Origin of the sequence: Aquaspirillum sp. LM1, from assembly GCF_002002905.1 — a bacterium.
Lineage (GTDB): Bacteria > Pseudomonadota > Gammaproteobacteria > Burkholderiales > Aquaspirillaceae > Rivihabitans.
On record NZ_CP019509.1, the window covers coordinates 3,863,626 to 3,888,857 of the forward strand.

Consider the following 25,232-nt stretch of genomic DNA (forward strand, 5'->3'; position numbering starts at 1 on the left):
CACATATTCGCGTGACTGTCACGGTTTTGGTGGCTCAGCTCACGACGCTGGCCTGGCTGAGGGTCTTTTTCAGCCGATAGGCCAGTTGGGGCCGGGTCATGCCCAGCATTCTGGCCGCCCGCGACAGGTTGCCGTCGGCCTTGCGCACCGCGTGATCCAGAAAACCGCGCTCGATATCATCAAAATTCAGCCCGCTGGCCAGCATCTGCTCGTAGAGCGCGGCGCGGCTGGTGTGGCTGTCGGCCTGCAAATTGCCCTGGCGGTCCAGGCCGGTGTGGTCTGGCTCGCTGTGCAGCGGAAACAGGTGGTTCAGCTCAATCGCCCCGCCGGGGTCAGCCAGGATCAGCCCCAGTTCCAGGGTGTTTTCCAGCTCGCGCACATTGCCTGGCCAGGCTTGCGCCTGCAGCGCGCGCAACGCTTTGTCGGTGATGCCGCACACCGGTTTTTCGTGCAGCGCGGTCAGCCGTTCGATAATCGCTTCGGCCAGCAGCGGAATATCACTGCGCCGCTCGCGTAGCGGCGGAATCACCACCGGATAGACATGAATCCGGTAGTACAGGTCGGCGCGAAAGCGCCCATCGGCCACCGCCTGTTTCAGGTCAACGTGTGACGCGGCCACCAGCCGCACATTGATCTTGCGCACTTTCTGGTCGCCCAGCCGTTCAATCTCGCCCTCTTGCAGCACCCGCAACAGCTTGGCCTGCGCCGCCAGCGGCAGTTCGCCAATTTCATCCAGAAACAGCGTGCCGCCATCCGCACGTTCAAAGCGGCCCATCCGGGTGTGCTGCGCGCCGGTATACGCGCCTTTTTCTACGCCAAACAGCTCGGATTCGATCAGGTTTTCCGGAATCGCCGCACAGTTCACTGCAATGAACGGTTGTTCGCGCCGGGGGCTCTGCTTGTGCAGCAGCCGGGCAAAGCGCTCCTTGCCCACCCCGGTTTCGCCTTGCAGCAGCACGGTCACTGCGCTGGCAGCGGCGCGGTGGATCAGATGGCAGGCGTGGCGGAAATTGGTTGCCGAGCCAATCATACCGTCGCAGGGTGGGTGCTGGGCCGAGCGGCGCAGCACCTCCACCTGATGCTGCAAGGCCTGCAACTGGGTCTGGATCGAGTCCTGGGCAAAAAAATGCCGGTAGTCTTCGGCGTCTTCCCATTCGGCCAGCGGCTTGCCGACTATCCGGCAGTGGCTGCGCCCGGCGGCGGCGCATTCCACCTCCTTGAACAGGATGAACTGGCCCATGAACGCCGAGGTATAGCCCGAGGCGTAGCCAATCTGCATCCAGCACATCGGGTCGTCGGTATGGCCAAAGTCGCGCACATGCGCGTCGGCTTCCCACGAGCCCTCCCACAAAAACTCGCCGTCAAACTGTCCGGCGGCCTGGTCAAACGCCATGCGTACCGGAATCACCTTCACGCTGCCTTCCAGCATGTGCAATTGCGGGCCCACCACAAACGCATCCTGCGGGTTGGCGCTGCCGCGAATCTTGCGGGCAATTTCCGCATCGTTCATCCCGGACTGATAGCCCACCCGGGTGAGCAGATTGCGCGCCAGCTCCGGGCCGACCTGCTGAATCAGCTCGCGGCGCAGCAGTGCCATGGCGCTGGCGTGCAGCATCAGCATCCGGCTTTCCGCCAGCCAGATATGCCCGGTTTCACAGGAAAAGCGCACCAGTTCGCGCAAATCCTGGTTTTTGGGGTACTTGATGGCCGTCATCTCAATCTCCTCCTCGTGAGTGTGGCGTTCCGCTCTTGCAGGCGGAATCGTGGGGCTGCCAGCCAGCAAGCGTAACCAGCCGGCGCAGATTGAGCAATTTACCATTTGAGCAGCCAGAAAAATCGAAATTTGCTTAAAACATCAATATTTTCAACGTGTTGCGTCGCAGCAAATTCAGGCTTTTCTGTAAAAACAAGCAGTTATCACACTGGCACGCGTCTTGAAACAGGCAGTGGGCCAGATGTCTGGTTGTGATGGAGTGGATGATGTGCCCCGCTGATTTTGACCCCACGGCCCGCTTTGTCCGGGTAACCGGCCAGCAACACCCGCCGTTTGTCGAGTTTGCCTTTGCCATCGGCGACCCAACGCTGTCCGTCGAGCTGGTGTTGCCGGAAGCCGCGTTTCAGGCGTTTTGTCAGGCCAATCAGGCCACCCTGCTGGCCCCGCTGGACGCCGAGGCTGGCGACTGGGCGGCGCGGCTGCGCGCCAGTCAGGCAGACGAAGAAGGGCATGAGCAGCAGGCGCACCACTGTCTGACCCGACCCTGGCCATCAGAATAAAAGAGGAGACAAGCATGCAAATCGACCTGCGCACGGTCACCATCAAGCCGCTGCGACACACCTTCGACCATATTGCCCGCCGCTTTGGCGACAAGCCGGCCAGCCGCTATCAGGAAGGCACCTACGACCTTCAGCAGACCGATATCTTTCATTACCGACCAATGTGGGAGCCCGACAAGCGGCTGTTCGACCCAACCCGCACCCGGATCCACATGAAAGACTGGTACGCGCTGAAAGACCCGCGCCAGTTTTACTACGGCGCGTACACCATCGCCCGGGCACGCCAGCAGGAAGCCGCCGAATCCAGCTTTGACATGATCGAAGCGCGCGGCCTGGCCGATCTGATGCCGGAAGGGTTGCGCCAGCTGGCGCTGGAACTGCTCACCCCGCTGCGCCACATGGAATGGGCGGGAAACATGGGCAACGCCTACATCACCGCCTACGGCTATGGCACGGCAATGACCCAGCCCTGCCTGTATCACGCCATGGACCACCTGGGCGTGGCCCAGTACCTGACGCGCATCGGCCTGACACTGGGCGGCCCTGAGGCGCTGGACGCCGCCAAGGATGCCTGGATGCATCACCCCAGCTGGCAGCCGATGCGCCGCCAGGTGGAAAACCTGCTGGTGCTGGACGACTGGTTCGAAATTTTTGTTGCCCAGAACTTTGTCCTCGAAGGCCTGTGCTATCCGCTGATTTACGACCAGCTGGACGCCAAGTTCTCTGCCGGCGGTGCCACCGCCGTGTCGATGATGACGCGCTTCATGGCCGAATGGGCCAGCGAAACCGCCAGATGGATCGACGCCCAGATCAAGGTGGCAGCAGCAGAGTCGCCGGAAAACCAGGCACAACTGAGCGCGTGGGTGACCCAGTACCGCGCTGCCGCGCTGGACGCGCTCCAGCCGCTGGCGGTGCGCGCGTTTGCCGGCGATGCCGACCTGGTGCTGGCCGAGGTGCTGGCTGAATTCACCGCCCGCTGCCGCAAGGCCGGGCTAACCGTGCAGGAATAAGCCATGTCCAAGGTATTCATCGCATTCCAGACCAACGAAGACACCCGCCCGATCATCGAGGCCATCCTGGCCGACAACCCGCACGCTGTGCTCGAACAGCAACCGGCCATGGTCAAGATCAACGCCGAAGGCAGCCTGACCGTCAAGCGCGCCTCGATTGAAGCGCTGATTGGCCGTGACTTTGATCTGCGGGAACTGCAGGTCAACCTGATTACCCTGTCTGGCCATCTGGACGAAGACGACGACGCGTTCACGCTCGCCTGGAAGAACTGAGGAAGGAACAGAACATGGATATGCACGTCAAGAAACTGGGCCTGAAAGAAAAGTACGCGCACATGACCCGTGGCCTGGACTGGGAAACCACCTACCAGCCGATGGACAAGGTGTTTCCGCAGGCCACCTTCGAAGGCATCAAGATTCACGACTGGGACAAATGGGAAGACCCGTTCCGCCTGACCATGGACGCCTACTGGAAGTACCAGGCGGAAAAAGAGCGCAAGCTGTACGCGGTGCTGGATGCCTTTGCCCAGAACAACGGCCACCTGGGCATCACCGATGCGCGTTATCTGAATGCGGTTAAGCTGTTTCTGACTGGTGTTTCGCCACTTGAGTACATGGCGCATCGCGGCTTTGCTGCCGCCGGGCGTAATTTCCCCGGCGTGGGCCCGCGTGTGGCCTGCCTGATGCAGGCGGTCGATGAAATGCGTCACGCCCAGACCCAGATTCATGCCCTGTCGAACTACAACAAGTATTACGACGGCTTCCACGATTTCAAGCACATGCATGAGCGGGTCTGGTATCTCTCGGTGCCCAAGTCCTTCTTCGACGATGCCTTCAGTGCCGGTCCTTTCGAATTTATGATCGCCATTGGTTTCAGCTTCGAATACGTGCTGACCAATCTGCTGTTCGTACCGTTTATGTCTGGTGCCGCCTACAACGGCGACATGGCCACCGTCACCTTTGGCTTCTCGGCGCAGTCCGACGAAGCCCGCCACATGACGCTGGGCCTGGAGTGCATCAAGTTCATGCTGGAGCAGGACCCGGACAACCTGCCCATCGTGCAGAAGTGGATCGACAAGTGGGCCTGGCGCGGCATCCGTGTGCTGACCCTGGTCGGCATGATGATGGATTACATGCTGCCCAAGCGGGTGATGAGCTGGAAGGAAGCCTGGGAAATCTACTTCGAACAGAACGGCGGCGCGCTGTTCAACGACCTGGCCAAGTACGGCATCAAGGTACCGGAATGTCTGACCCAGTGCAGCGAAGACAAGGAGCACGTGTCGCATCAGGCCTGGGCGACTTTCTACCAGTACGGCGGTGCCGCCGCCTTCCACACCTGGATGCCGAACGACGAGGAAATGGACTGGCTGTCGGCCAAGTACCCGAACACCTTCGACAAGTACTACCGCGCCCGCTTCACCCACTGGCGCGACGAGGCCGAGAAGGGCAACCGTTTCTACAGCAACACCCTGCCGATGCTGTGTCAGGTGTGCCAGATCCCGATGCTGTTCACCGAGCCGGGCGACCCGACCCAGATCTGCTACCGCGAATCCGAATACCAGGGCGAGAAGTACCACACCTGCTCGGATGGCTGTCAGCACATCTTCGACAACGAGCCGGAGAAGTACATTCAGGCCTGGCTGCCGGTACACCAGATTTATCAGGGCAACTGCTTCCCCGAGGGCACCGACCCGACAGCGGCAGGCTTTGACCCGCTGTCTGCCGTGCTGGATTTCTATCACTTCGACCAGGGCCACGACAACCTCGACTACGAGGGCTCGCGCGACCAGCAAAACTTCAACACCTGGCGTGGCCTGGCCACCCAAAACACCTGAACCCGGCAATGCCGCTGGCTGGCGGGAAGGCGCTGCCCTTCCCGCGCCACCCGACAAGGAGATACCCATGGCTGTTCAAGCCCTCAAGGATTATGCCTTTCCCCCTGCCGATGCGCAGGACGCCTTCCACGGCGGTCAGCTGCTGTACGTTGGCTGGGATAACCACCTGATGTTTTGTGCGCCGTTTGCATACTGTCTGCCGCCCAGCACCCGCTTTGCCGAGCTGTGCCAGACATTTCTGGCCCATTCCTTCGGCTACCACCCGGACTGGGCCAAGGTGGATTTCAGCCAGGCCACCTGGCTGAAATCTGGCCAGCCGTTTGTGCCCGATATGGATAAAACCCTGGCCGAGCAGGGCCTGCGCCACAAGGACATCCTGCGCCTGCAAACCCCCGGTCTGACCGGCATTGCCGGCAGTGGCTCCTGAACCCGAGCGCTGCCCTTTACCCCGGCGGCGGCATGGCCGCCGCCCCTGGCTGATGACCGACCCTAGAGCCCCTTATGAGTTACCAACTGACCATTGAGCCGCTTGGCCACACCCTCGACATTGAGGACGGCCAGACCATTCTGGATGCCGCGCTGCGCGCCGGCATTTATCTGCCGCACGCCTGCTGCCACGGCCTGTGTGCCACCTGCAAGGTGCAGGTGCTCGACGGCGAGATTGACCATGGCGAAGCCTCAACTTTTGCGCTGATGGACTTTGAACGCGAAGAAGGCAAGGCGCTGGCGTGCTGTTGCCGGCTGGAATCCGACGTGGTGATCGAAGCCGAAATCGACCAGGACCCCGACGCCCGCAACCTGCCGGTGGCGGATTTTGTGGGTCATGTGATCCGTGTGGAACGCCTGACGCCCAGCATTCGCGGCATCTGGCTGCAGCTGGATCGGCCCATGGCGTTTCAGGCGGGCCAGTACGTCAATCTCGAGATTGAAGCCCTGGGCCAGACACGGGCATTCTCGATTGCCAGCGCGCCGCAAACCCCGGAGGTGATTGAGCTCAATGTCCGCATCGTGCCCGGCGGACAGGTCACCGGCTGGTTGCATCAGCATCTGCAGGTGGGCGACACACTCAGGCTGACTGGCCCCTACGGGCGCTTCTTCGTGAAGAAATCCGCCGGCAAGCCGCTGATTTTCATGGCCGGTGGCTCCGGGCTGTCCAGCCCTAAGTCGATGATTGCCGACCTGCTGGCCGAAGGCTGCACGCTGCCGATCACACTGATTAATGGCCAACGCAATGGCGAAGAGCTGTATGACCACGCCGATTTGCAGGCGCTGGCGGAACAGCATGCCAATTTCACCTACCTCCCGGCGCTCTCGCATGAGCCAGCCGATTCCAGCTGGTCAGGCGCGCGCGGCCTGGTGCATGACGTGGCCAAGGTGCATTTCAGCAATGATTTCCGGGGGCACAAGGCTTATCTGTGCGGCCCGCCAGCGATGATTGAGGCGTGCATCAGCACGCTGATGCAGGGGCGGCTGTTTGAACGCGACATTTACATGGAGAAGTTTTTCTCGGCAGCCGACGCCGCGCAGCAGCTGAAAAGCCCACTGTTCCGGAGTATTTAGGCAGGCGCGGGCCGCATGGCGGGCCTGCCCGCTTACTCACCAAACCGCGAGGCAGGCAGCTGGCGTATCACCTCCAGCGTGGTGCGGATATGGCGGTCCAGAATCTGGCAGGCGGCCTGGCGGTTGCGCTGGATGCAGGCCTCAAGCAAGGCAGCATGTTCGGCGTGGACATCGCGCGGCACCGTGGTGTCCAGCAGCACCAGCCGACGGTAACGCTCGGACTGCTGATACAGGATGGACAGGAAGTGCAGGGTCCAGCGCGACGGACAGGCCGCCAGCAGGCTGGTGTGAAAGGCGCGGTTGCGGGCTTCCCATTCGTCAAAGCCAACATCGCCCTGGTGCAGACGTTCTTCCACCCGGCTCAGCCGGTGGAAGGCGGCCACGGCGTTGGCTTCCCAGGCTTCGTCGCCGTGCTCGATCGACAGGCCCAGCGCCTCGGTTTCCAGCACCACCCGCACGCGGGTGATGTCTTCGAAATCGTCGAGCGAAATCGGTGCCACGCGAAAACCGCGCTGGCCCTGCACGGTGACCAGCGCGTCGGTAACCAGCAACAGCAAGGCCTCGCGCAGGGTACCGGCGCCCACCTGGTATTCGTCGCGCAGATGCTCCACCCGCAGCTTGCTGCCGGGCGGATGCCGGCCCGTCACGATGTCGTGGCGCAAGCGCAGGTAGGCATGTTCGGCCAGGGTTTTGGGCATGCCGGGCGTCGGGGCGGCACTGGCGGCGGGCAGCGCAAAGTCTTGAGACATACGGGTTCCGGATAGTGATGCTGCAAGAAAAGGATAGCGTGGATTTTACCCGCAAGCTTCCTGCTTGCCGAACAAAAAAATCTCGAGATAAACTATTTACTTCGATAAAAATTATCTGTATCGTTTTTTGGAGACGCTGACATGCCCACCACCCAGCATGAAATTTCCCTAGTCGATACCGGCGAGCGCTATCGCTGTCGCAGCGACCAGACCGTCCTCGCCGGCATGGAAACCCTGGGCCGGCGCGGCATTCCGGTGGGCTGCCGGCAAGGCGGCTGCGGGGTGTGCAAGGTGGAGGTGCTGTCGGGCCAGTTCACCGCCCGGCCCATGAGCCAGGACCACGTCAGCCGCGAAGACGCCCAGGCCGGGCGGGTGCTGGCCTGCCGGATCTACCCGGCATCGGATCTCAGCGTGAAAGTGCTGGGCAAAATGAAAAAAACAGTCTGCGCGCCGCCTGCCATCCCCCGGCAGGCTGCCGAGCAGACGTAATACCCGCCGCCACGGCGGCAGACAAAGCAATCACAAGAGGAGACAACATCATGGCAATGACAGGCGTATTGCGTCCGGGCCACGCCCAACTGCGTGTGCTGGATTTGGAAGAAGCCGTGCACTTTTACACCGAAGTGATCGGCCTGAAGGAAACCGGGCGCGACGCCCAGGGCCGGGTGTATTTCAAGGCCTGGGACGAGCACGACCACAACAGCGTGGTGCTGCGCCAGGCTGAGCGCGCCGGGCTGGATTTTTTTGGCTTCAAGGTGCTCGATCAGGCCACGCTGGATCTGCTGGAGCAGGGCCTGCAACGCCAGGGCATCGCCACCGAGCGCATTCCGGCTGGCGAGATGCTGGGCACAGGTGAGCGGGTGCGCTTTGCCGTGCCCACCGGCCACACCCTGGAGCTGTACGCCGACAAGGACCGGGTGGGCAATGGCCTGGGCCTGGTCAACCCGGATGCCTGGCCGGACGGCCTGAAAGGCATGGCACCCACCCGGATGGATCACTGTCTGCTGTACGGCCCGGACATCGACACCACCCGCAGCATCATGGAAAAAGCCCTCGACTTTGCCCTGGTGGAGCGGGTGAAGCTGGAAGACGGCGAAACCGACCTGGCCATCTGGCTGACCAGCTCAACCAAGGCCCACGACATTGCCTTTGTCCGCCATGAAGAACCGGGCAAGCTGCACCATGTGGCGTTCAAGCTCGATACCTGGGAACAGGTGCTGCGCGCTGCCGACATCATGTCGAAAAACAAGGTGTCGATCGACATCGGCCCCACCCGCCATGGCGTCACCCGTGGCCTGACCATCTACTTCTTCGACCCGTCGGGCAACCGGCTGGAAACCTTTTGCGGCGGCTACGACTGGTACCCGGACATGGACACCATCAAGTGGACCTGGGAAGAAGTCGGCAAGGGCATCTTCTATCACGCCCGCCAGCTGAACGACCGCTTCCTGTCGGTGGTGAGCTGAGCATGCAGGCCGCCACCTTGCTCCCCGGCATCAACTGGGAGGCGGCGGTCATCGCCGCCCGCGCCGCCGTGCTCCATGCCGAGGCCAACGGCTGGCGCATCAATGTTGCCGTGGTGGACCGCAGCGGCAACCTGATGAGCTTTCTGCGCATGCCCGGTGCCTTTCTGCACTCGATCGACATTGCCATCGACAAGGCCTACACCGCCGCCAGTTTCGGTTTTTCCACCAAAGACTGGATGTCGCACATCGGCCACGACGACGGGATGAAATTCGGGTTTTCCGCCCGGCCCCGCCTGGTGGTGTTTGGCGGTGGCCTGCCGATTCCGGCAGGGGGCGACTGGATTGGCGGCATCGGCGTATCCGGTGCCTCGGAAGCCGAGGACGAGGCCTGCGCCCGCGCCGGCCTGGCCGCCATTCAGTGCGAACCACGCGAGCGCCCGGACTGACCCCGCAGGCGGCGGGCCGCCGGCATTGTCCCGACCCGCCTCTCCCCAACCCGACCCCATTTCCATAAGGATTCAGCATGAAAGAGGTGCTTCACTTCATCAACGGCGAATACACCGCCTCGCACAGCGGCAAAACCTTCGACAAGGTGGACCCCGCCACCGGCCAGGTGATTGCCCGCGTGGCCAGCGGTGAGGTGGGCGAAGTCAACGCCGCCGTGGCCGCCGCCCAACACGCCTTCGACAGCTGGGGCAAGCTGCCGCAACAGGAACGCAGCCGGCTGCTGATGAACCTGGCCGCTGCCATTGACCGCCGCGCCGACGATTTTATCGCCGCCGAAGTGGCCGACACCGGCAAGCCGTGGTCGCTGGCCAGCCACCTGGACATCCCGCGCGGTGCGGCCAACTTTGTCCAGTTTGCCGAACACTTCAAGTACATCGCCACCGAATGCTGGGAAAACCTCGGTCAGAATGCGCTCAACTACGCCATCCGCCGCCCGACTGGCGTGGTGGCGGTGATTTCGCCGTGGAACCTGCCGCTGTTGCTGATGACCTGGAAAGTGGCCCCGGCGCTGGCCGCCGGCAACTGCGTGGTGGTCAAGCCCTCGCGGGAAACCCCGTCCACCGCCTCGCTGCTGGGCGAAGTGATGAATGAAGTGGGCATTCCCAAGGGGGTGTACAACGTGGTGCAAGGCCCCGGCACCCTGATTGGTGCGGCGCTGTCGCGCCATCCGGATGTGCACGCGCTGACCTTCACCGGTGAAACCACCACCGGCCAGACCATCATGGGCGACTGCGCACAGACGCTGAAAAAACTGTCGTTCGAGCTGGGTGGCAAAAACCCCAACATCATCTTTGCCGATGCGCCGCTGGAAGAATGCCTGGACGTGACCCTGCGTTCATCGTTTGCCAACCAGGGTCAGGTGTGCCTGGCCGGCTCGCGCATTTATGTGGAGCGCCCGCTGTACGCCACCTTTGTGGAAAAACTGGTCGAGCGCGCCAAGGGGCTGAAGATCGGCGACCCGATGGACCCCGCCACCACCATGGGTTCGCTGGTGTCGCATGGCCATCGCGAACGGGTGATGGCGTTTGTCGATGCCGCCCGTGCCGAAGGTGCCACCATCGCCTATGGCGGCGAGCGGGTGGACCCGGCCAGCCTGCCGGAACGGGTGAAGGGCGGCGCGTTCATGCAGCCGACCATCATCACCGACGTGCAGGAACACTACAGCTGCCAGGCGCAGGAAATCTTTGGCCCGGTGGTCACCATCACCCCGTTTGACCGCGAAGAAGACGTGATTGCCCGCGCCAATGCCACCGAATATGGCCTGTCGGCCACCGTATGGACCAGCGACTTGCGCCGTGGCCATCGGGTGGCGGCGGCAATTGATGCCGGCCTGGTGTGGATCAATTCGTGGTTCCTGCGCGATTTGCGCACGCCGTTTGGCGGGGTGAAAGGGTCGGGCATTGGTCGTGAAGGCGGCATTTACTCGCTGGACTTCTACACCGAGCTGAAAAACGTCTGCGTCCAGCTGTAACCCAACTTCACGAGGCCACCATGACTGACCCCACGCCCCCCCGTCCCGACACCGGCCAGCGCATTCTGGCCGCCGGCATCGACACCCATTACCACGATCAGGGCAGCGGGTTTCCGCTGCTGATGCTGCACGGCTCCGGTCCAGGGGTCAGCGCCTGGGCCAACTGGCGGCTGGTGCTGCCCGCGCTGGCCACACAGCGCCGGGTGCTGGCCCCCGATCTGGTGGGATTTGGCTGGACCGAACGGCCAGCCAATCCGGATTACTCGCTGGACGGCTGGGTGGCGCACGTGCTGGGCCTGCTCGACGCACTGGGCATTGCACAGACCGATCTGGTGGGCAATTCATTTGGCAGCGCAGTGGCCATTGCCCTGGCGGTGCGTCATCCACAGCGGGTGCGCCGGCTGGTGCTGATGGGCAGCGTCGGCGTGCCGTTTCCCCTCAGCGCCGGGCTGGACGCGGTGTGGGGATACACCCCGTCGGTAGCCGCCATGCGCCAGCTGCTCGACCTGTTTGCCTACGACCGCACGCTGGTGAACGACGAACTGGCGATGCAGCGCTACCAGGCCAGCATTCAGCCGGGGTTTCAGGCCTCGTTTGCCGCCATGTTCCCCGCCCCGCGCCAGCGCTGGGTGGACGCGCTGGCCAGCGCCGAAGCGGATATCCGCGCGTTGCCGCATCACACCTTGATCCTGCATGGCCGCGAAGACCAGGTGATTCCGCTGGATACCTCGCTGACCCTGGCGCGCTGGATTGATCGCGCCCAGCTGCATGTGTTTGGCCGTTGCGGCCACTGGACCCAAATTGAACACGCCGACCGTTTTGTGCGCCTGGTGGCGGATTTTCTGGCCGAAGCCGACGCCAGTGCCTGACTGGGTTTTTCCTGAAAGGTTGTTATGAGTCAGCCCTCGCTCACCCAACTGGGTGATGAACTGTACCAGGCGCTGCAATCGCGCAGCGCCATTGCCCCACTCACCTCGCGCGGCTTTGAGCTAAGCCTGGACGATGCCTATCGCATCCAGCAGCGCTTTCTCGAACGCCGGCTGGCGGCGGGCGACCAGGTGATTGGCAAAAAAATCGGCCTGACCAGCGCCGCCGTGATGACCATGCTGGGCGTCAACCAGCCCGACTTCGGCCAACTGCTGGCCAGCATGCTCTACCACGATGGCGCGCAGGTGGACACCGCCAGTCTGATTGCCCCGCGCGCCGAGGGCGAAATTGCCTTTGTGCTCAAACGCGAGCTGTGCGGCCCCGGCCTGACCGCCGCCGACGTGCTGGCCGCCACCGAAGGGGTGATGGCCTGCTTCGAGATTGTCGACAGCCGGATTGCCAACTGGCAGATCAAGATTCAGGACACCGTGGCCGACAACGCCAGCTGCGGCGTGTTCGTGCTCGGCGACACCCTGGTAGACCCGCGCCGGCTGGATTTGTCCACCGTGGGCATGGCGCTGGAAAAAAACGGTGAACTGGTCGCCACGGGTGCCGGTGCAGCCTCGCTGGGCCATCCGCTTAACGCCATGGTCTGGCTGGCCAATACCCTGGGCCGCCTGGGCATCCCGCTCAAGGCCGGCGAGGTGATTCTGTCCGGCTCGCTGGCGGCGCTGATTCCGGTGCAGGCCGGTGATGTGCTGCGCATGAGCCTGGGCGGCATTGGCAGCTGCGGCGTGCGCTTTGGCTGATTCCCCACTGAGAGATATTCCATGACCGCTAAAATCCAATGCGCGCTGATCGGCCCCGGCAACATCGGCACCGACCTGCTCTACAAACTCCGCCGCAGCCCCGTCCTTGACCCGGTCTGGATGGTCGGCATCGACCCGGAATCCGAAGGCCTCAAACGCGCCGCCGAACTGGGGTTGAAGACCACCGCTGACGGCGTCGATGGTCTGCTCCCCCATGTGCTGGCCGATGGCGTACAAATCGCCTTTGACGCCACCTCGGCTTATGTCCACGCCGAGAACACCCGCAAGCTCAATGCACTGGGGGTGTTGATGATTGATCTGACCCCAGCCGCCATTGGCCCGTACTGTGTCCCGCCAGTGAATCTGGCCCAGCATGTTGGCCGCGGTGAGATGAATGTGAATATGGTCACCTGCGGTGGCCAGGCCACCATCCCGATGGTCGCCGCCATCAGCCGGGTCCAGCCCGTGGCGTATGGCGAGATTGTCGCCACCGTCTCCAGCAAGAGCGCCGGGCCGGGCACACGCAAGAACATCGACGAGTTCACCCGCACCACTGCTGGCGCAGTGGAGAAAGTTGGCGGCGCCAAGAAGGGCAAGGCGATCATCATCATCAACCCGGCAGAACCGCCGCTGATCATGCGCGATACCGTGCATTGCCTGACCGAAACCACACCCGACCAGGCCGCCATCACCGCATCCATCCACGCCATGATCCACGAGGTGCAGAAGTATGTGCCCGGCTATCGTCTGGTCAATGGCCCGGTATTTGACGGCAATCGGGTATCGGTGTTTCTGGAAGTACAAGGCCTGGGCGACTTCCTGCCCACCTACGCCGGCAACCTGGACATCATGACCGCCGCCGGTGCGCGCACCGCCGAAATGTTTGCCGAACAGATCCTCGCCGGTCGGCTGACACTGACCCCGACCGACACCGTGGGCATCGCCCGCACCGCCGGTTGCGGCGCGCACTGAGTCCCCCTGGAGAATTTGTGATGACCTTGAACGGCAAAAAGATCACCGTCCACGACATGACCCTGCGTGACGGCATGCACCCCAAGCGCCATTTGATGACGCTGGAACAAATGGTCAGCATCGCCACCGGCCTGGACCAAGCCGGTGTACCACTGATTGAAGTCACCCATGGCGATGGCCTGGGCGGCTCCTCAGTGAATTACGGCTTCCCGGCGCATACCGACGAAGAATACCTCGGTGCGGTGATCCCGAAGATGACCCAGGCCAAAGTCTCCGCCCTGCTATTGCCCGGCATCGGCACCGTCGATCACCTGAAAATGGCACGTGACCTGGGCGTACACACCATCCGCGTCGCCACCCACTGCACCGAAGCGGATGTGTCGGAACAGCACATCACCCTGGCGCGCAAACTGGACATGGACACCGTTGGCTTTTTGATGATGAGCCATATGAACAGCCCGGAGGGCTTGGTCAAACAAGCCAGGCTGATGGAAAGCTATGGGGCCAACTGTATCTACATCACCGACTCCGCCGGCCATCTGTTGCCCGATGGCGTCAAAGCCCGCCTCGGCGCAGTACGTGACGCCCTCAAACCAGACACCGAACTCGGCTTCCACGGCCATCACAACCTGGCCATGGGCGTGGCCAACAGCATTGCCGCCATTGAAGTCGGCGCCACACGGATTGACGCCGCTGCCGCTGGCTTGGGAGCTGGAGCCGGCAACACCCCCATGGAAGTGCTGATTGCCGTGTGCAGCCTGATGGGCATCGACACCGGGGTGGATGTGGCGAAGATCACCGACGTGGCCGAGGACCTGGTAGTGCCGATGATGGACTTCCCGATCCGCATTGACCGCGATGCGCTGACCCTGGGCTATGCCGGGGTGTATGGGTCGTTCCTGCTGTTTGCCAAACGGGCCAGCCAGAAGTATGGGGTGCCGGCGCGGGAGATTCTGGTGGAGCTGGGCCGGCGTGGGATGGTGGGGGGGCAGGAGGATATGATTGAGGATACGGCGATGACCATGGCCAAACAACGAGGACTGTACGCATGACACTGGATCACCCAACGCTGGCCCAACTGGCCGAGCATGTTGAAAACGCCGAGCTGAACGCACACGACATCAGCAAGATCACCGACGATCACCCGGAGATGGATTGGGATGACGCCTACGCGATTCAGGATCTGATTCGCCAGCGCAAGATCGCCCGTGGCGCGCGGATTGTCGGCTTCAAGGCCGGGCTGACCTCCTACGCCAAGATGAAGCAGATGGGCGTGGACACCCCGGTATTCGGTTTTCTGGCCGATTATTTCTCGCTGCCAGACGGCGGCGAAGCGCGCTGCGCCGAGCTGATTCATCCCAAGGTGGAGCCGGAAATTGCCTTTGTGCTCAAGCACCCGCTCAGCGGCCCCGGCTGCCATATCGGCAGCGTGCTGGCTGCCACCGATTTTATCGTGCCAGCGATTGAAATCATCGACAGCCGTTACCGCGACTTCAAGTTCGATCTGACCAGCGTGATTGCCGACAATTGTTCCTCCAGCCGTTTTGTGGTCGGCGGCAGCATGACCCCGGTGGCCGGGCTGGACCTGCGCACACTGGGCGTGGTGCTGGAAAAGAATGGCCAGGTGGCGGCGCTGGGTGCGGGGGCAGCGGTGCTTAACCACCCGGCCACCGCCGTGGCCATGCTGGCCAACCACCTGGGCGCACGCGGCGAATCGCTGCCGGCTGGCGCGCTGATCCTGTCTGGCGGCATCACCGAAGCGGTGGCAGTCAGCCCCGGCGACCATATCAGCCTGCGCATTCAGGGGCTGGGCGGCGTCAGCATCCGCTTTGCCTGAACCGTAAGATTTTTTCCCTCAATATCCCTCAGTATAAGGATCGCACCATGCCCATTGCCGTATTGCACATCATCGAAGGCCGCACGGTTGAACAAAAAAGCCGGCTGATTGCCTCGGTCACCCAGGCAATTGCCGAGTCGCTGGACGCCAAGCAGGAAACCGTGCGCGTGCTGATTCAGGAAATGCCCAAGGAACACTTTGGCATTGGTGGGGTATCCGCCAAGGAATTGGGCCGGTAACCCCCTGGCCTTGCCCTGCAAGTCCCGACCCCCGGCACAAACGGGGGCGGCAAAAACACAATAAAAGAGGAGAAACACCATGCAAACTCACCCGATTCGTGTGCTGCTGGCCGCCGCCCTGTTGTCGGCCAGTGTTGGCGCACTGGCCAAGGAAGGCGGCGACCAGTCCGCCAATGGGCCGGAAAGTTTTCTGGCTGGCGCGCTGCCGCCGCCAGGCACCTATTTGCTGAATTATCTGGGCCACTACGGCGGCAAGCTGAAAGACGCCAACGGCGATACGGTGAACATGGCCGGCAAGGACATCAAGGTCAGCGCCACCTTTGACGTCCTGCGGCTGGTGCGGGTCACTGACATCAAACTGTTTGGTGCCGACTATGCCTTCCAGGCCATCCTGCCGGTGGTGCATCAGAATGTGGACGTGTTTGGCAACCGCGCCTCGCGCAGCGGCATTGGCGACTTGACCCTGAGCCCGGTGGTGCTGGGCTGGCATCTGTCGAAAAACCTGCATGTGATTGGCGCGCTGGATGTGTTCCTGCCCACGGGGGCCTGGGACAAGACTCACCCTGGCCGCCAGATTGGAGCCAATTACACCAGCGTCGAACCGGTGCTGGCGGTGACCTATCTGGCTGACAACGGCTTTGAGGCGTCGGCCAAGCTGATGTACAACATCAAGGGCAAGAACAGCGACACCGACTACCGCTCCGGCCAGGAATTTCACATGGATTACCTGCTGGGCTACCGCAGCGGCGAATGGGCGTATGGCCTCAGCGGCTATTATCTGAAGCAGACCACCGACGACCGGCTGAATGGCCGCAATATCGGCAACCGTGGCCAGGTGCTGGCCGTCGGTCCGGCGCTGCAATACAGCAGCAAGTCTGGCGACCAGTTCATCCTGAAATGGGACCACGAAACCCAGGTGAAAAACCGCTTTGCCGGTGACAAGGTGTGGTTCAAGTACGTCCACCGTTTCTGACCCTGAATATGTCGAACCTTCCGGCACCCGCTTCCCCAGGGGCGGGTGCTGTCTGGGCGCTTTCCTCAGCGCGTTGAGACCCGAGTTGCTCGGGTCTTTTTTTCGCAGTTTCAGAATCGATTGTCCAGAGGACGCTGACCATGTCCCATATGTCCCGATTTTACTGGCCGCTGGCCAGCAGCGCACTGCTGCTGGTGCAACTGGGCTGGCCGTTTCCGTTTTTCACCCAGCTGCTGTTGCTGCTGGTGCCGTGGGGGCTGTTCTGGTGGGCGCAACGTCCGCTGGCCGCCCAGGCCGAACACCTGCTGGAACAGGCCCGCCAGCAGCGCCTGCACGCGCTGGCATTGCCTGCCCACCATCCGCTGGCCGGTGCCATTGATGTCGTGCGCCAGTGGCTGACCCGCGTGCTTAGCCAGTTTGCCGGCCAGGCCGATCAGGCGTTTGATGTCAGCGCCCGGCTGGCGTCGCAAACCGCCGAAATGGCCCGGTTGTCGGCCCGGCAGGCACAGGCCGCCAGCGCGGCAGCGGCCTCGGGTGGCGCGCTGGCGCGCAGCGTGGCCGAGATTGCCGGGCAAAGCGCCCAGGCCAGCCAGCATGTGGATCGCGCCAAGACACTGGCCGACGCCGGACTGAGCCATATCCAGCAGATGACCGAAGATTTGCAGGCGCTGGCCGGCAGTGTGGAACAGTCCGCCAGCAGCATCGCCGGGCTGGCCCGGCAAGGCGAACAGATTGGCCAGGTGATGACGGTGATCCGCGACATTGCCGAGCAAACCAATCTGCTGGCACTGAATGCCGCCATTGAAGCAGCCCGCGCCGGCGAAGCCGGGCGCGGCTTTGCCGTGGTGGCCGACGAGGTGCGCAAGCTGGCAGAACGCACTGCCCGCGCGACCGGCGAAATTCAGCATACGGTGGACACCATGCAGCACAACACCCAGCAAACCGTCAGCGCCGCCACGGCGGAAGCGCAGCGCGTCAGCGCCTGTGTGGCCGACGCCCGGCACGCCCAGACAGCGTTAACGGCGATTGCCGACGCCAGCCAGTCCGCCGCGCTGGCGGTGCGGGCCATTGCCCAGTCGGCGGATGCCCAGCAACACGCCAGCCAGGCGCTGGATGACCATTTGCAGGCCATCGCCACCACCACCGGGCAGTTTGCCGGAACAGCAGAAACCTGCCGCGCCGCCAGTTGCACCCTGCTGCAGGCGCTCTATCAGAGCAAGCAGGACCTGGAATCCGGCGGGCTGAGCGCGCCAGGCAGCATGGCCCGGCTGCACCGCCTGATCGACCATCTGCGGGTGAATGTCCTGCTGGCAATCAACAGCCCCGACGCAGCTGCCGTGCGGCCATTACGGGATGCGGTGGCCCGCTACGATGTTGAACTGGACCAATTGCTGGCCAGCCTGCCGACCAACCCGGTGGTAGGCGCATTGCGTGAGCAGTTGGGGGTGTACCGGCGCGAGCGGGATGCTGCGCTGGCGCTGGCGGCCCGTGGCGAGTTTGAAGCCGCTGTATTGCAGGTGGCCCAGCACGTGCGCCCGGCGTTTCGTGAGTTGGTGGCACGCCAGCATGGGCTGGAAGCGCGGCAGACGCCCGCTTGAAACCTCACCCCGCCAAGTAACAAGACGCAGGCGACCGTCAGCAGCCGTTCAGTTGCGGGGTGACGAGGGTTTCCGCATTGCCTTCAATGCCGATGCGCCGCCAGTGGCCCCGACTGCTGCGCCCCGCTCTGCCAGCGTTCACGCGGCAGTGGCTTGCCGCCGTTTTCCTTGCGTGCCTCGTCCAGCTGGGTTTGCAGCTCGCGGATGCGCGCCTCGACAGCGGAGCGCAGATAGAAATCCTCGCCGGGGGCCTGGCTGGCCAGCTGGTATTGCTCCAGCGCGGCGGATGGTTTGTTTTGCAGATAATAGGCATTACCCAGCGCCTGGTGGTAGCGCAAGCGGTCGTGGTCGGCGTATTGCCGCGCCACCCGTTGCCACAGCGCCGGGTCGTTGGCGTAGCGCACACTCAGCAGTTTGAGCAGCGCGGCCACGCCGGTCTGATCGCCCTGCGCCAGCGCGGCGTCCACTTCGCCGTAGGCCAGGTAGCGGGCGTCCGGATAGCGGCGCGCGGCTTCATGAAACAGCGCGCGCGCGCCGGCGTAGTCGCGCAGGCGCAGGCGGATGTCGCCGCCCAGGCTCAGCAGCATCGGGTGGCCGGCCATGCGCTGGCTGGCTTCGTTCAGGGCGGTTTGCGCGCCGGCAGTGTCGCCCAGTTTCAGCCGGGCCACGGCCAGGCCGTACCAGATGGCCCCTTCGTGGTTGAACTGGCGATTGTCCAGCGCGTGCTGATAAAACTTCACCGCTTCCATCGGCCCCAGCTGCCATACCCGGCATTTTTCCCGCACCAGCAAAAACGCCGGGCTGTCGGCCACCAGCTTGACCGGCAGCTGGGCGGCACGGTCCTGGCCGGCGCTGATGCGCTCGCCAGTTACCGGGTGAGTGCGCAAAAAGGCCAGCGCCTGGTTGTCGTTGGCACGATTCACCCGTTGCATGCGCTCAAAAAAGGTGGGCATGGCGCGGGCGTCAAATCCGGCGCGCGACAGGATTTGCATGCCGATATTGTCGGCCTCACGCTCGAAGTCGCGGCTGAAGGTCAGCTGATTCTGGATGGCCATGCCAGTGCCGGCGTTCATGGCCGCCGCGCTGACCTGGGTGTTCTTGCTGACGCTGGCGGCCAGAATCGCCACCAGAATGCCGGCAATGGCCAGCAGCTGGTTATTGCCTTGCTGAGCGATGGAGCGGGCAATATGGCGCTGGGTGACGTGGGCCATTTCATGCGCCAGCACCGAAGCCAGCTCGGATTCGCCCTGCGCGGTGTAAATCAGCCCGGTGTGCACGCCGATAAACCCACCGGGCAGGGCAAAGGCGTTGATCTGCGGGTCGAGCAGGGGGAAAAACTCGAAACTGGGCCCGAGTTCCGGCGAAGCGCTGGCCAGCCGGCGGCCCAACTGATTGATGTACAGCTCCACTTCGGCGTCGTCGAGCATCTCGCCGGATTCGCGGATCATGCCCATGATCTGCCGGCCCAGCTTCTGCTCGGCCTGTGGTGACAGCGCTGCTTGTGAGGCGTCGCCCAGATCGGGCAGTTGCAGCGCATCGGCCTGGGTGGCCACTGGCGACGACAGCAGGGACAGAGACAGCAGCAGGCAGAGCAGGGCGTGTGGTTTCATGGCGATGATCATACCGCGCAGATGGGCGGGGTCGTCAATGCTGCCAGCGGCGCAGGCCTGCCCTACTGCACCGACGCCGTGCGTCACGCCCCGCGTGTCATGCTATCCATGCTGGCTGTACGGGCCAGAATAGTGCCACAGCGGCTGCCAGTAGGATGCCAGCATCGCCCTGACAGCGGGCTCGCCTTCCACCAGAAAATTGAATTCGGATAGCGTGCCTGGATACAGATTATCGGAACCCACCACGTACAAGGCGTCGTCGACAATCATGATTTTTGCGTGGTTGCCTGGCGCGGACCATACCTTGTCATAGTAATTGCCACTGGCCTTGATTACCGATTGCACGGCGCTGCCAATCACCCCGGCCCGTGGTGGCAAATCGCTGATCGGCGCTTGTTTCAGGGTGGCGGTGTAACCCTCAGGGGGAAGGTCGGGCCACTTGTAGGTCAGCCCCTCACGCGTCTGCTCGACGGGCACATCGGTATAAAACAGGGGCGCAACAAACAGGCGGCGCAACGCGGCAGCGCGGATGTCACGGTCCGCCAGTTCGGTGTCGGTAAGTACATCATGCGTCATGTAATATTCAATCAGTTCGAACGTGCGCCGAGCACCTGAGCCAAATGAATACTGATCGCCCTCTGCCCCTGCGCCCCCATCCAGCGGGGACACCACCACCTCGACAACTAAATCCGGATTGCCTAGCAGGGCGTCCATCAGCCAATGGCACACCACATGATCTGACCAGTTTTTTTTCCAGGCACTGATCAGGTCCATCTGGGACAAACAGAGGCGCCGACGGGCGGTTTTGATCAATTCTTCCTTCATCAACTCGGAGCCCTGCTGATAATCCGTGCTGCGATCGGGCCCGGTCCAGTATTTGCCCACTGCCAGAATGCGGGTGGCCAGTTTGTAGTCGGCCAGCCGGGCGTACCGGCGCGGGTCAATCAGTGGCGGAAATACCGGCTGAGCCAGATCGGCCAGCGCCTGTCTATCCTCCTGGCCACGCGCAGGTTTTGGCGGCTCGGCGGCTGGCTGGCTGGCATCACTGTCCATGACCGCCGACTCATGCAGGGCCTGCAGTTGCATCCAGCGCAATTGCAGATAGTTGCGCACTTCCGGCAGGGGGTCTGTCAACTGAGCCTGTTTGCCATCGCCTTTTTGCCAGGCCAGCTTGTTTACATCGAAGTATTCCGTGCTCAGCAAATCGGTGCCACATGCCCACATCTGATTTAAAAACAGCTGGGCACCATAGGCAGCCTCGCCATGCACCACGACCGAAACATCGTGTACCGGCGGATAGCTCCTGAACAGATCCATATTCAGGTTATGCCCGCCCACCAGCGCTTCTGCCCCGTCTGCCGCGACAATTTTGGCGTGATTCCAGGTCATCTTGCAGTCATCGCTGTCAATCACCCCCTCGCCAAACACCCGGGTTTTTAGCGATGACAAGACCCCTGCCTGCAGGCGGAAGAAACGGCCCAGCCAGATATCCGGCAAACGCGGCCAGTTCTGGCAGCGGGCTCTCACCAGCCGGAGCAGCGCAGCCTTGAAATCTGTGTAATTGGGCGGCTCGCTGGCGGGGTAAAGCGGCGTTTGCCCGAATAAGAACCGGAACTGGATTGGCCGGTTGATGTCCGCCGGATCCATGGGTGCCGACAAGGCAAGGTCCATGGCGGCCAGAATCACCCGGGTCCAATCCGGGTCAGGGCTGTTCAGTGAAGCCAGGTCACAGCGATAGCGGGATTGATGCACAATTTCCACCACCGCCCGTTCAAACTCGGCCTGCCGCGCCAGCGCGGCAGGCATGATGCCAGGACCAAATGGCTGTCCCCAGGCGTGCGGTGTATCCAGAATCCGCACATGATTCTTGCCGCTCAAATGACTGAAATAGTGCTTTTCTTGCAGCCTGGCCTGCACATCATCAATTTTGCTCATCCGCATTCTCTTCCCAAAACCCGTTTAGCGATGACCTCGCCTCTGCCTGGCTTTCCACTGGACAGGGCGTGAAGCCGCTCAGAGAAACATCCACTTCACCCAGCCGGCACCCTCACGCAGGCTGCTGACTGGATAGGACAATTCATAAGGCGGATCGCCGACCACATCTTCGAGGTAATAGGCATTGAGTGGATTGATGCCAGCGATGGATGAAATCCGGCGTACATCAGGGCGCACATAGCCGCCCATGCTCAAAAAGCTTTTCTCCACGATACGGGTTCGGGAGCTGCCGCCGCCCATGGCATCGAAGAGCGCATGGTCGGTGTGGATGCGGCGCCGGAGGGCAATCACGCTGTCTTCCACGCCGCTGTCAGCCTGAAATGGTGTGCCCCAGTCGGCCAGGTAGGCGCGAGCAAGCTGATACACCAGCTGTGGTACCGGTGCCACACGGGCGCTGGCCAGCGCCGGGTCATACCGGCCATCGCGAGTGGTGATGCCTGCCAGCGTGCCATGCCGGCCCCGGCAAGCATACAGTTGGTAGTTTTTTGGCTGGGGAGCTGAATTGGGCGCGAGCGGGTCAGCCAGCTGGCAATGGTCGGCCAGGGTTTTCCAGCTGGTGCCAAGTTTGATGGCGTCAGCTTGCCCGGTCATCCTGCCGTTGGGTCGAGGGGCCAGTGCCATAAAGCCGTTGTCCAGATGATCCCAGGCGTACACCCCCACATAGCGAACCACATTGGGCGGCAATTGGGTAAGGATTCCGTGCCAGTTGCCTGGGCCGGGTACCGGATCAATGGCAAAAATGCTGATGGGAATGTCGCGTGGGCCATAGGCGTACAAAAACCAGGCCGCCATGATAGAAGCCACCGCACCACGGCTGTGGCCAACAAAATGATAGCGCTGCGCGCCACTGGCGGCAGCAAGATTGGCGGCGTGCAAGGCCAGGGCGGCGGCGCTCCAGCCGTGCAGCTGGTCAATCTGGCTGTGCTGATTGCGCGCAGAAGCATCATCGCGCACATACGCCAGCAAGTCGGCTGGCGCGTTCAGCGGGCCCTGGATGGTCAGTGGCTCGCTGTAATGCCTGAGCTGGCCCCAGTCGTTTTCCCCCACGCCGCGGATGACCACGCTGGGCGCGGTATGGAACAACGAGCCGGAAATCTCCCGATGCAGGCGAACCGGCACATAGCCGGTGTTCGGGCAATAAATGCGTTTATCGCTATTGCTCCGGGTTTCCTCCCCTTCGTCACGGGTGCAGGCCGTGCCGCTGAAACACACGGTGTAAACATTGCTTGAAGCGCACATTGTCGCCAGCCCTCATGGTTGCTTGCTGGAGGGAACGTGGCCAACACACGCTTGTGAAGCGTGATGAGGGGGAAAAAACGCCGTGCAGCTAACGCGCCGGCCAGAGTTTGCCCGCCAGCCCGATGCCGACCAGCATGGCCGCCACAAAGCCAAACGCTTCTGGCACACCAGCCCCCAGCAGCACCAGCGCCGGCCCAGGGCAAATGCCGGCCATGCCCCAGCCCACGCCAAACAGCGCGCTGCCCATCAGCAGGCGGCGGTCAATCTGGCTGGCACGCGGCCAGTCAAAGCGCGCCCCCAGCCAGCCACGATCGCGGTGGCGCGACAGGGCAAATGCCGGCAGCGCCACGCCAATTGCGCCCCCCATCACCAGCGCCAGGCTGGGATCCCACGCGCCGGCCAGGTCAAGAAACGCCAATACCTTGGCCGGATTGGCCATGCCGGCCACGATCAAGCCCACCCCAAACAGCAGCCCCACCAGCCCAGCCGCCACGGTTCTTGCCGATTGATGCATGGTTCAGCCTCCCAGCACGTGGCGCAACAGCCACACGGTGATAAATCCGGTTGCCATAAAACTCAGGGTGGCGGCCAGCGAGCGTGGCGACAACCGTGCCAGCCCGCAGACGCCATGGCCGCTGGTGCAGCCGGAGCCCAGCTTGACGCCCACGCCCACCACCAGGCCGGCGGCCAGCATCCAGGCAAACGAGGCAGAAAGTTCCATGGTGGGCAGTGGCGCAAACTGCTGCCAGAGCAGTGGCGCAGCAATCAGGCCGGCGGTGAAAGCCAGGCGCAGCGGCCAGTCACCCGGCAGGGTGAGCAGGCCGCCCACCAGGCCACTGATGCCGGCAATGCGGCCGGTCAGCCACCATAACAGGGCGGCAGCCAGACCAATGAGGGCACCGCCAGCAAGGGCGGTCCAGGGGGTGAAGTGTAGCCAGTCTATTGTCATCGTGGGTGTCCTGTTCAAAACGGTTCCCCCCGCATGAACAGGCACCATGCCATGGCCGGGCACGCCCGGCCATGGGCTTAGGGCGTCTCGCAAAAAATCTGGTGCAAGGCCCCCAGGATGGTCATCGCTTCCGGGCTGGCAATGCGGTAGTACACCCATTTGCCGTCACGCCGGGTGGTGACCAGTCCTTCATTGCGTAACACGCCCAGCTGTTGCGACAGAGTGGGCTGGCGGATGCCGGTCAGGCTTTCCAGTTCAGTCACGCTGCGCTCCATTTCGACCAGCTGGCAAAGCAGCAGCAAGCGGTCGGGGTTGGCCAGGCTTTTAAGTAAACCGGCTGCGCGTTGGGTGTTGTCACGGAGGACGTCCATAGCCACGCCGGGAAGTTCAGCAGGGAGTTCATGCGGGGTATTCACACTATATACTTTTATATAATGATTGGCAAAAGGCAAATCGGTTGACTTGCCATCCTGATCCTGCTCGCCGCCACGGTGTAGCCGTATTGGCGTGAGCGAGGGGGTGATACAGCCGGGTAACCCCATTACAGCGAGGCCCCCGCACGGGCAGCTTGATCATACAGACCCGACAACACCCGCAACAGTTGCGCGGTATCACCAATATCGGCATTGGCCGTGCCACTTTCCACCAACGCGCCGATCAAACAGCGTTCGCGCACTTCCCGGTAGCGCTCGCACAGCATCATCCCGGCGGGGGTGGTAAAAAACAGCACTTCCTTGCCCACTTTCTCGTTGGCCACATAACCGGCACGTAGCAGTTTTTTCAGGGCGTAGGACACCACATGTGTATCTTCGATATTGAGCACAAAGCAGATGTCCGCCAGTTTTTTTTTGCGGCCACGGTGATTGACATGATGCAGCAGTGACACATCCATTGCCGTCATGTCTTTTTCGCCAGCGGCAGCCATGCAGCGCACCATCCAGCGGTTGAACGCATTATTGACCACCATCAGGCCAAACTCGAATTCGGACAACTCGGCGCTGTGTTCTGACACCAGATGCGACGACGAAACGATATTCAGCGAGGGAGTCATGACCGACAACGGGTAAACGAGAATGCGCAAGTATAGCAATCCCATTGACGCATGATCTTGCCTTTCTGTGTATTTTTACGGCAATATGCCAATATCAATCACCATGGCAAGGCCTTATGAATAAGGGGTTACTCTTGGCATATCGCCGGGGTATGCCATGCCGGCCCGGCAACCTTCTGTACGGTCAGGCCATCTGTTTTCCAACCCCACCAAGGAGCGCC

The 25,232-nt window shown here is 62.5% G+C and carries 27 protein-coding genes; 18 read left to right on the top strand and 9 right to left on the bottom strand.

The annotated features are described in order from the left end of the window. Positions 1-34 precede the first annotated feature (34 nt). Positions 35-1,714, bottom strand: a complete 1,680-nt coding sequence (locus BXU06_RS16705; RefSeq protein ID WP_077302277.1) for a sigma-54-dependent Fis family transcriptional regulator — start codon at positions 1,712-1,714, stop codon at positions 35-37. A gap of 266 nt (positions 1,715-1,980) precedes the next feature. Between BXU06_RS16705 and BXU06_RS16710 the strand changes: the two genes are divergently transcribed. The 6 genes from BXU06_RS16710 (at position 1,981) to BXU06_RS16735 (ending at position 6,679) form a co-directional block, all read left to right on the top strand. Then, positions 1,981-2,274 (top strand): phenol hydroxylase subunit, encoded by a 294-nt coding sequence (locus tag BXU06_RS16710; RefSeq protein WP_216352506.1) that lies wholly within the window; start codon positions 1,981-1,983, stop codon positions 2,272-2,274. 14 nt (positions 2,275-2,288) lie between these two features. Beyond that, the gene (locus BXU06_RS16715; RefSeq protein ID WP_077302282.1) at positions 2,289-3,284 is read left to right on the top strand and encodes an aromatic/alkene monooxygenase hydroxylase subunit beta; all 996 of its coding nucleotides are present in this window, start codon (positions 2,289-2,291) and stop codon (positions 3,282-3,284) included. Positions 3,285-3,287: 3 nt separating this feature from the next. Beyond that, complete coding sequence (locus tag BXU06_RS16720; protein ID WP_077302285.1) at positions 3,288-3,557, top strand: MmoB/DmpM family protein; 270 nt, start codon at positions 3,288-3,290, stop codon at positions 3,555-3,557. 14 nt (positions 3,558-3,571) lie between these two features. Continuing rightward, positions 3,572-5,119, top strand: a complete 1,548-nt coding sequence (locus BXU06_RS16725) for an aromatic/alkene/methane monooxygenase hydroxylase/oxygenase subunit alpha (RefSeq protein WP_077302288.1) — start codon at positions 3,572-3,574, stop codon at positions 5,117-5,119. A gap of 67 nt (positions 5,120-5,186) precedes the next feature. Beyond that, positions 5,187-5,546, top strand: coding sequence for a phenol hydroxylase subunit P4 (locus BXU06_RS16730; protein WP_077302291.1), 360 nt, complete (start codon positions 5,187-5,189; stop codon positions 5,544-5,546). A gap of 74 nt (positions 5,547-5,620) precedes the next feature. Further along, positions 5,621-6,679: an NADH:ubiquinone reductase (Na(+)-transporting) subunit F gene (locus BXU06_RS16735; RefSeq protein ID WP_077302294.1), complete on the top strand. Its 1,059-nt coding sequence runs from the start codon at positions 5,621-5,623 to the stop codon at positions 6,677-6,679. Positions 6,680-6,711: 32 nt separating this feature from the next. Here BXU06_RS16735 and BXU06_RS16740 read toward each other — a convergent pair whose 3' ends face one another. Further along, positions 6,712-7,428, bottom strand: coding sequence for a GntR family transcriptional regulator (locus BXU06_RS16740; RefSeq protein ID WP_077302297.1), 717 nt, complete (start codon positions 7,426-7,428; stop codon positions 6,712-6,714). A gap of 141 nt (positions 7,429-7,569) precedes the next feature. Here BXU06_RS16740 and BXU06_RS16745 point away from each other — a divergent pair, with 141 nt between their 5' ends. From BXU06_RS16745 to BXU06_RS17950, 12 genes are all read left to right on the top strand, one after another. After that, entirely contained in the window at positions 7,570-7,917 is a 348-nt protein-coding gene (locus tag BXU06_RS16745) for a 2Fe-2S iron-sulfur cluster binding domain-containing protein (RefSeq protein WP_077302300.1), read from the top strand. Positions 7,918-7,973: 56 nt separating this feature from the next. After that, positions 7,974-8,894: a catechol 2,3-dioxygenase gene (locus tag BXU06_RS16750; protein WP_216352621.1), complete on the top strand. Its 921-nt coding sequence runs from the start codon at positions 7,974-7,976 to the stop codon at positions 8,892-8,894. A gap of 2 nt (positions 8,895-8,896) precedes the next feature. Continuing rightward, entirely contained in the window at positions 8,897-9,340 is a 444-nt protein-coding gene (locus tag BXU06_RS16755) for a heme-binding protein (protein ID WP_077302307.1), read from the top strand. A 77-nt stretch (positions 9,341-9,417) separates the two neighbouring features. Further along, complete coding sequence (locus BXU06_RS16760) at positions 9,418-10,872, top strand: aldehyde dehydrogenase (protein ID WP_077302310.1); 1,455 nt, start codon at positions 9,418-9,420, stop codon at positions 10,870-10,872. A 20-nt stretch (positions 10,873-10,892) separates the two neighbouring features. Further along, a complete protein-coding gene (locus BXU06_RS16765) occupies positions 10,893-11,741 on the top strand; it encodes an alpha/beta fold hydrolase (RefSeq protein WP_077302313.1) in 849 nt (282 codons plus the stop codon). 24 nt (positions 11,742-11,765) lie between these two features. After that, entirely contained in the window at positions 11,766-12,548 is a 783-nt protein-coding gene (gene dmpE, locus BXU06_RS16770; protein WP_077302316.1) for a 2-oxopent-4-enoate hydratase, read from the top strand. 21 nt (positions 12,549-12,569) lie between these two features. Next, positions 12,570-13,520 (top strand): acetaldehyde dehydrogenase (acetylating), encoded by a 951-nt coding sequence (locus BXU06_RS16775; protein WP_077302319.1) that lies wholly within the window; start codon positions 12,570-12,572, stop codon positions 13,518-13,520. 20 nt (positions 13,521-13,540) lie between these two features. Beyond that, positions 13,541-14,572, top strand: a complete 1,032-nt coding sequence (gene dmpG / locus BXU06_RS16780; RefSeq protein ID WP_077302322.1) for a 4-hydroxy-2-oxovalerate aldolase — start codon at positions 13,541-13,543, stop codon at positions 14,570-14,572. After that, entirely contained in the window at positions 14,569-15,357 is a 789-nt protein-coding gene (gene dmpH / locus BXU06_RS16785) for a 2-oxo-3-hexenedioate decarboxylase (protein WP_077302325.1), read from the top strand. The genes dmpG and dmpH overlap by 4 nt, the downstream gene beginning before the upstream one ends. Before the next feature lie 47 nt (positions 15,358-15,404). Beyond that, the gene (locus BXU06_RS16790) at positions 15,405-15,596 is read left to right on the top strand and encodes a 2-hydroxymuconate tautomerase (RefSeq protein ID WP_077302328.1); all 192 of its coding nucleotides are present in this window, start codon (positions 15,405-15,407) and stop codon (positions 15,594-15,596) included. 79 nt (positions 15,597-15,675) lie between these two features. Next, positions 15,676-16,569, top strand: a complete 894-nt coding sequence (locus tag BXU06_RS16795; RefSeq protein ID WP_077302331.1) for a transporter — start codon at positions 15,676-15,678, stop codon at positions 16,567-16,569. A 140-nt stretch (positions 16,570-16,709) separates the two neighbouring features. Beyond that, a complete protein-coding gene (locus BXU06_RS17950) occupies positions 16,710-18,167 on the top strand; it encodes a methyl-accepting chemotaxis protein (RefSeq protein WP_077302334.1) in 1,458 nt (485 codons plus the stop codon). An 83-nt stretch (positions 18,168-18,250) separates the two neighbouring features. Here the strand turns inward: BXU06_RS17950 and BXU06_RS16805 are convergent, their stop codons facing one another. The 7 genes from BXU06_RS16805 to BXU06_RS16835 all read right to left on the bottom strand — a co-directional run bounded on the left by BXU06_RS16805 (position 18,251) and on the right by BXU06_RS16835 (position 25,041). Beyond that, positions 18,251-19,777 (bottom strand): M48 family metalloprotease, encoded by a 1,527-nt coding sequence (locus BXU06_RS16805; protein WP_077303009.1) that lies wholly within the window; start codon positions 19,775-19,777, stop codon positions 18,251-18,253. Between the two features lie 102 nt (positions 19,778-19,879). After that, the gene (locus tag BXU06_RS16810; RefSeq protein WP_077302337.1) at positions 19,880-21,712 is read right to left on the bottom strand and encodes a phospholipase; all 1,833 of its coding nucleotides are present in this window, start codon (positions 21,710-21,712) and stop codon (positions 19,880-19,882) included. 78 nt (positions 21,713-21,790) lie between these two features. Continuing rightward, positions 21,791-23,011, bottom strand: coding sequence for a Tat pathway signal protein (locus BXU06_RS16815; protein ID WP_077302340.1), 1,221 nt, complete (start codon positions 23,009-23,011; stop codon positions 21,791-21,793). An 88-nt stretch (positions 23,012-23,099) separates the two neighbouring features. Then, positions 23,100-23,525 (bottom strand): DUF6691 family protein, encoded by a 426-nt coding sequence (locus BXU06_RS16820; RefSeq protein WP_077302343.1) that lies wholly within the window; start codon positions 23,523-23,525, stop codon positions 23,100-23,102. A 3-nt stretch (positions 23,526-23,528) separates the two neighbouring features. Beyond that, positions 23,529-23,960, bottom strand: a complete 432-nt coding sequence (locus BXU06_RS16825; RefSeq protein WP_077302346.1) for a YeeE/YedE family protein — start codon at positions 23,958-23,960, stop codon at positions 23,529-23,531. Positions 23,961-24,037: 77 nt separating this feature from the next. Beyond that, positions 24,038-24,331: a metalloregulator ArsR/SmtB family transcription factor gene (locus tag BXU06_RS16830; protein WP_077302348.1), complete on the bottom strand. Its 294-nt coding sequence runs from the start codon at positions 24,329-24,331 to the stop codon at positions 24,038-24,040. Positions 24,332-24,501: 170 nt separating this feature from the next. Then, positions 24,502-25,041 carry a winged helix DNA-binding protein gene (locus BXU06_RS16835; protein ID WP_253189487.1) on the bottom strand — a complete coding sequence of 180 codons (540 nt, stop codon included), beginning with the start codon at positions 25,039-25,041 and terminating at the stop codon, positions 24,502-24,504. Positions 25,042-25,232 lie beyond the last annotated feature (191 nt).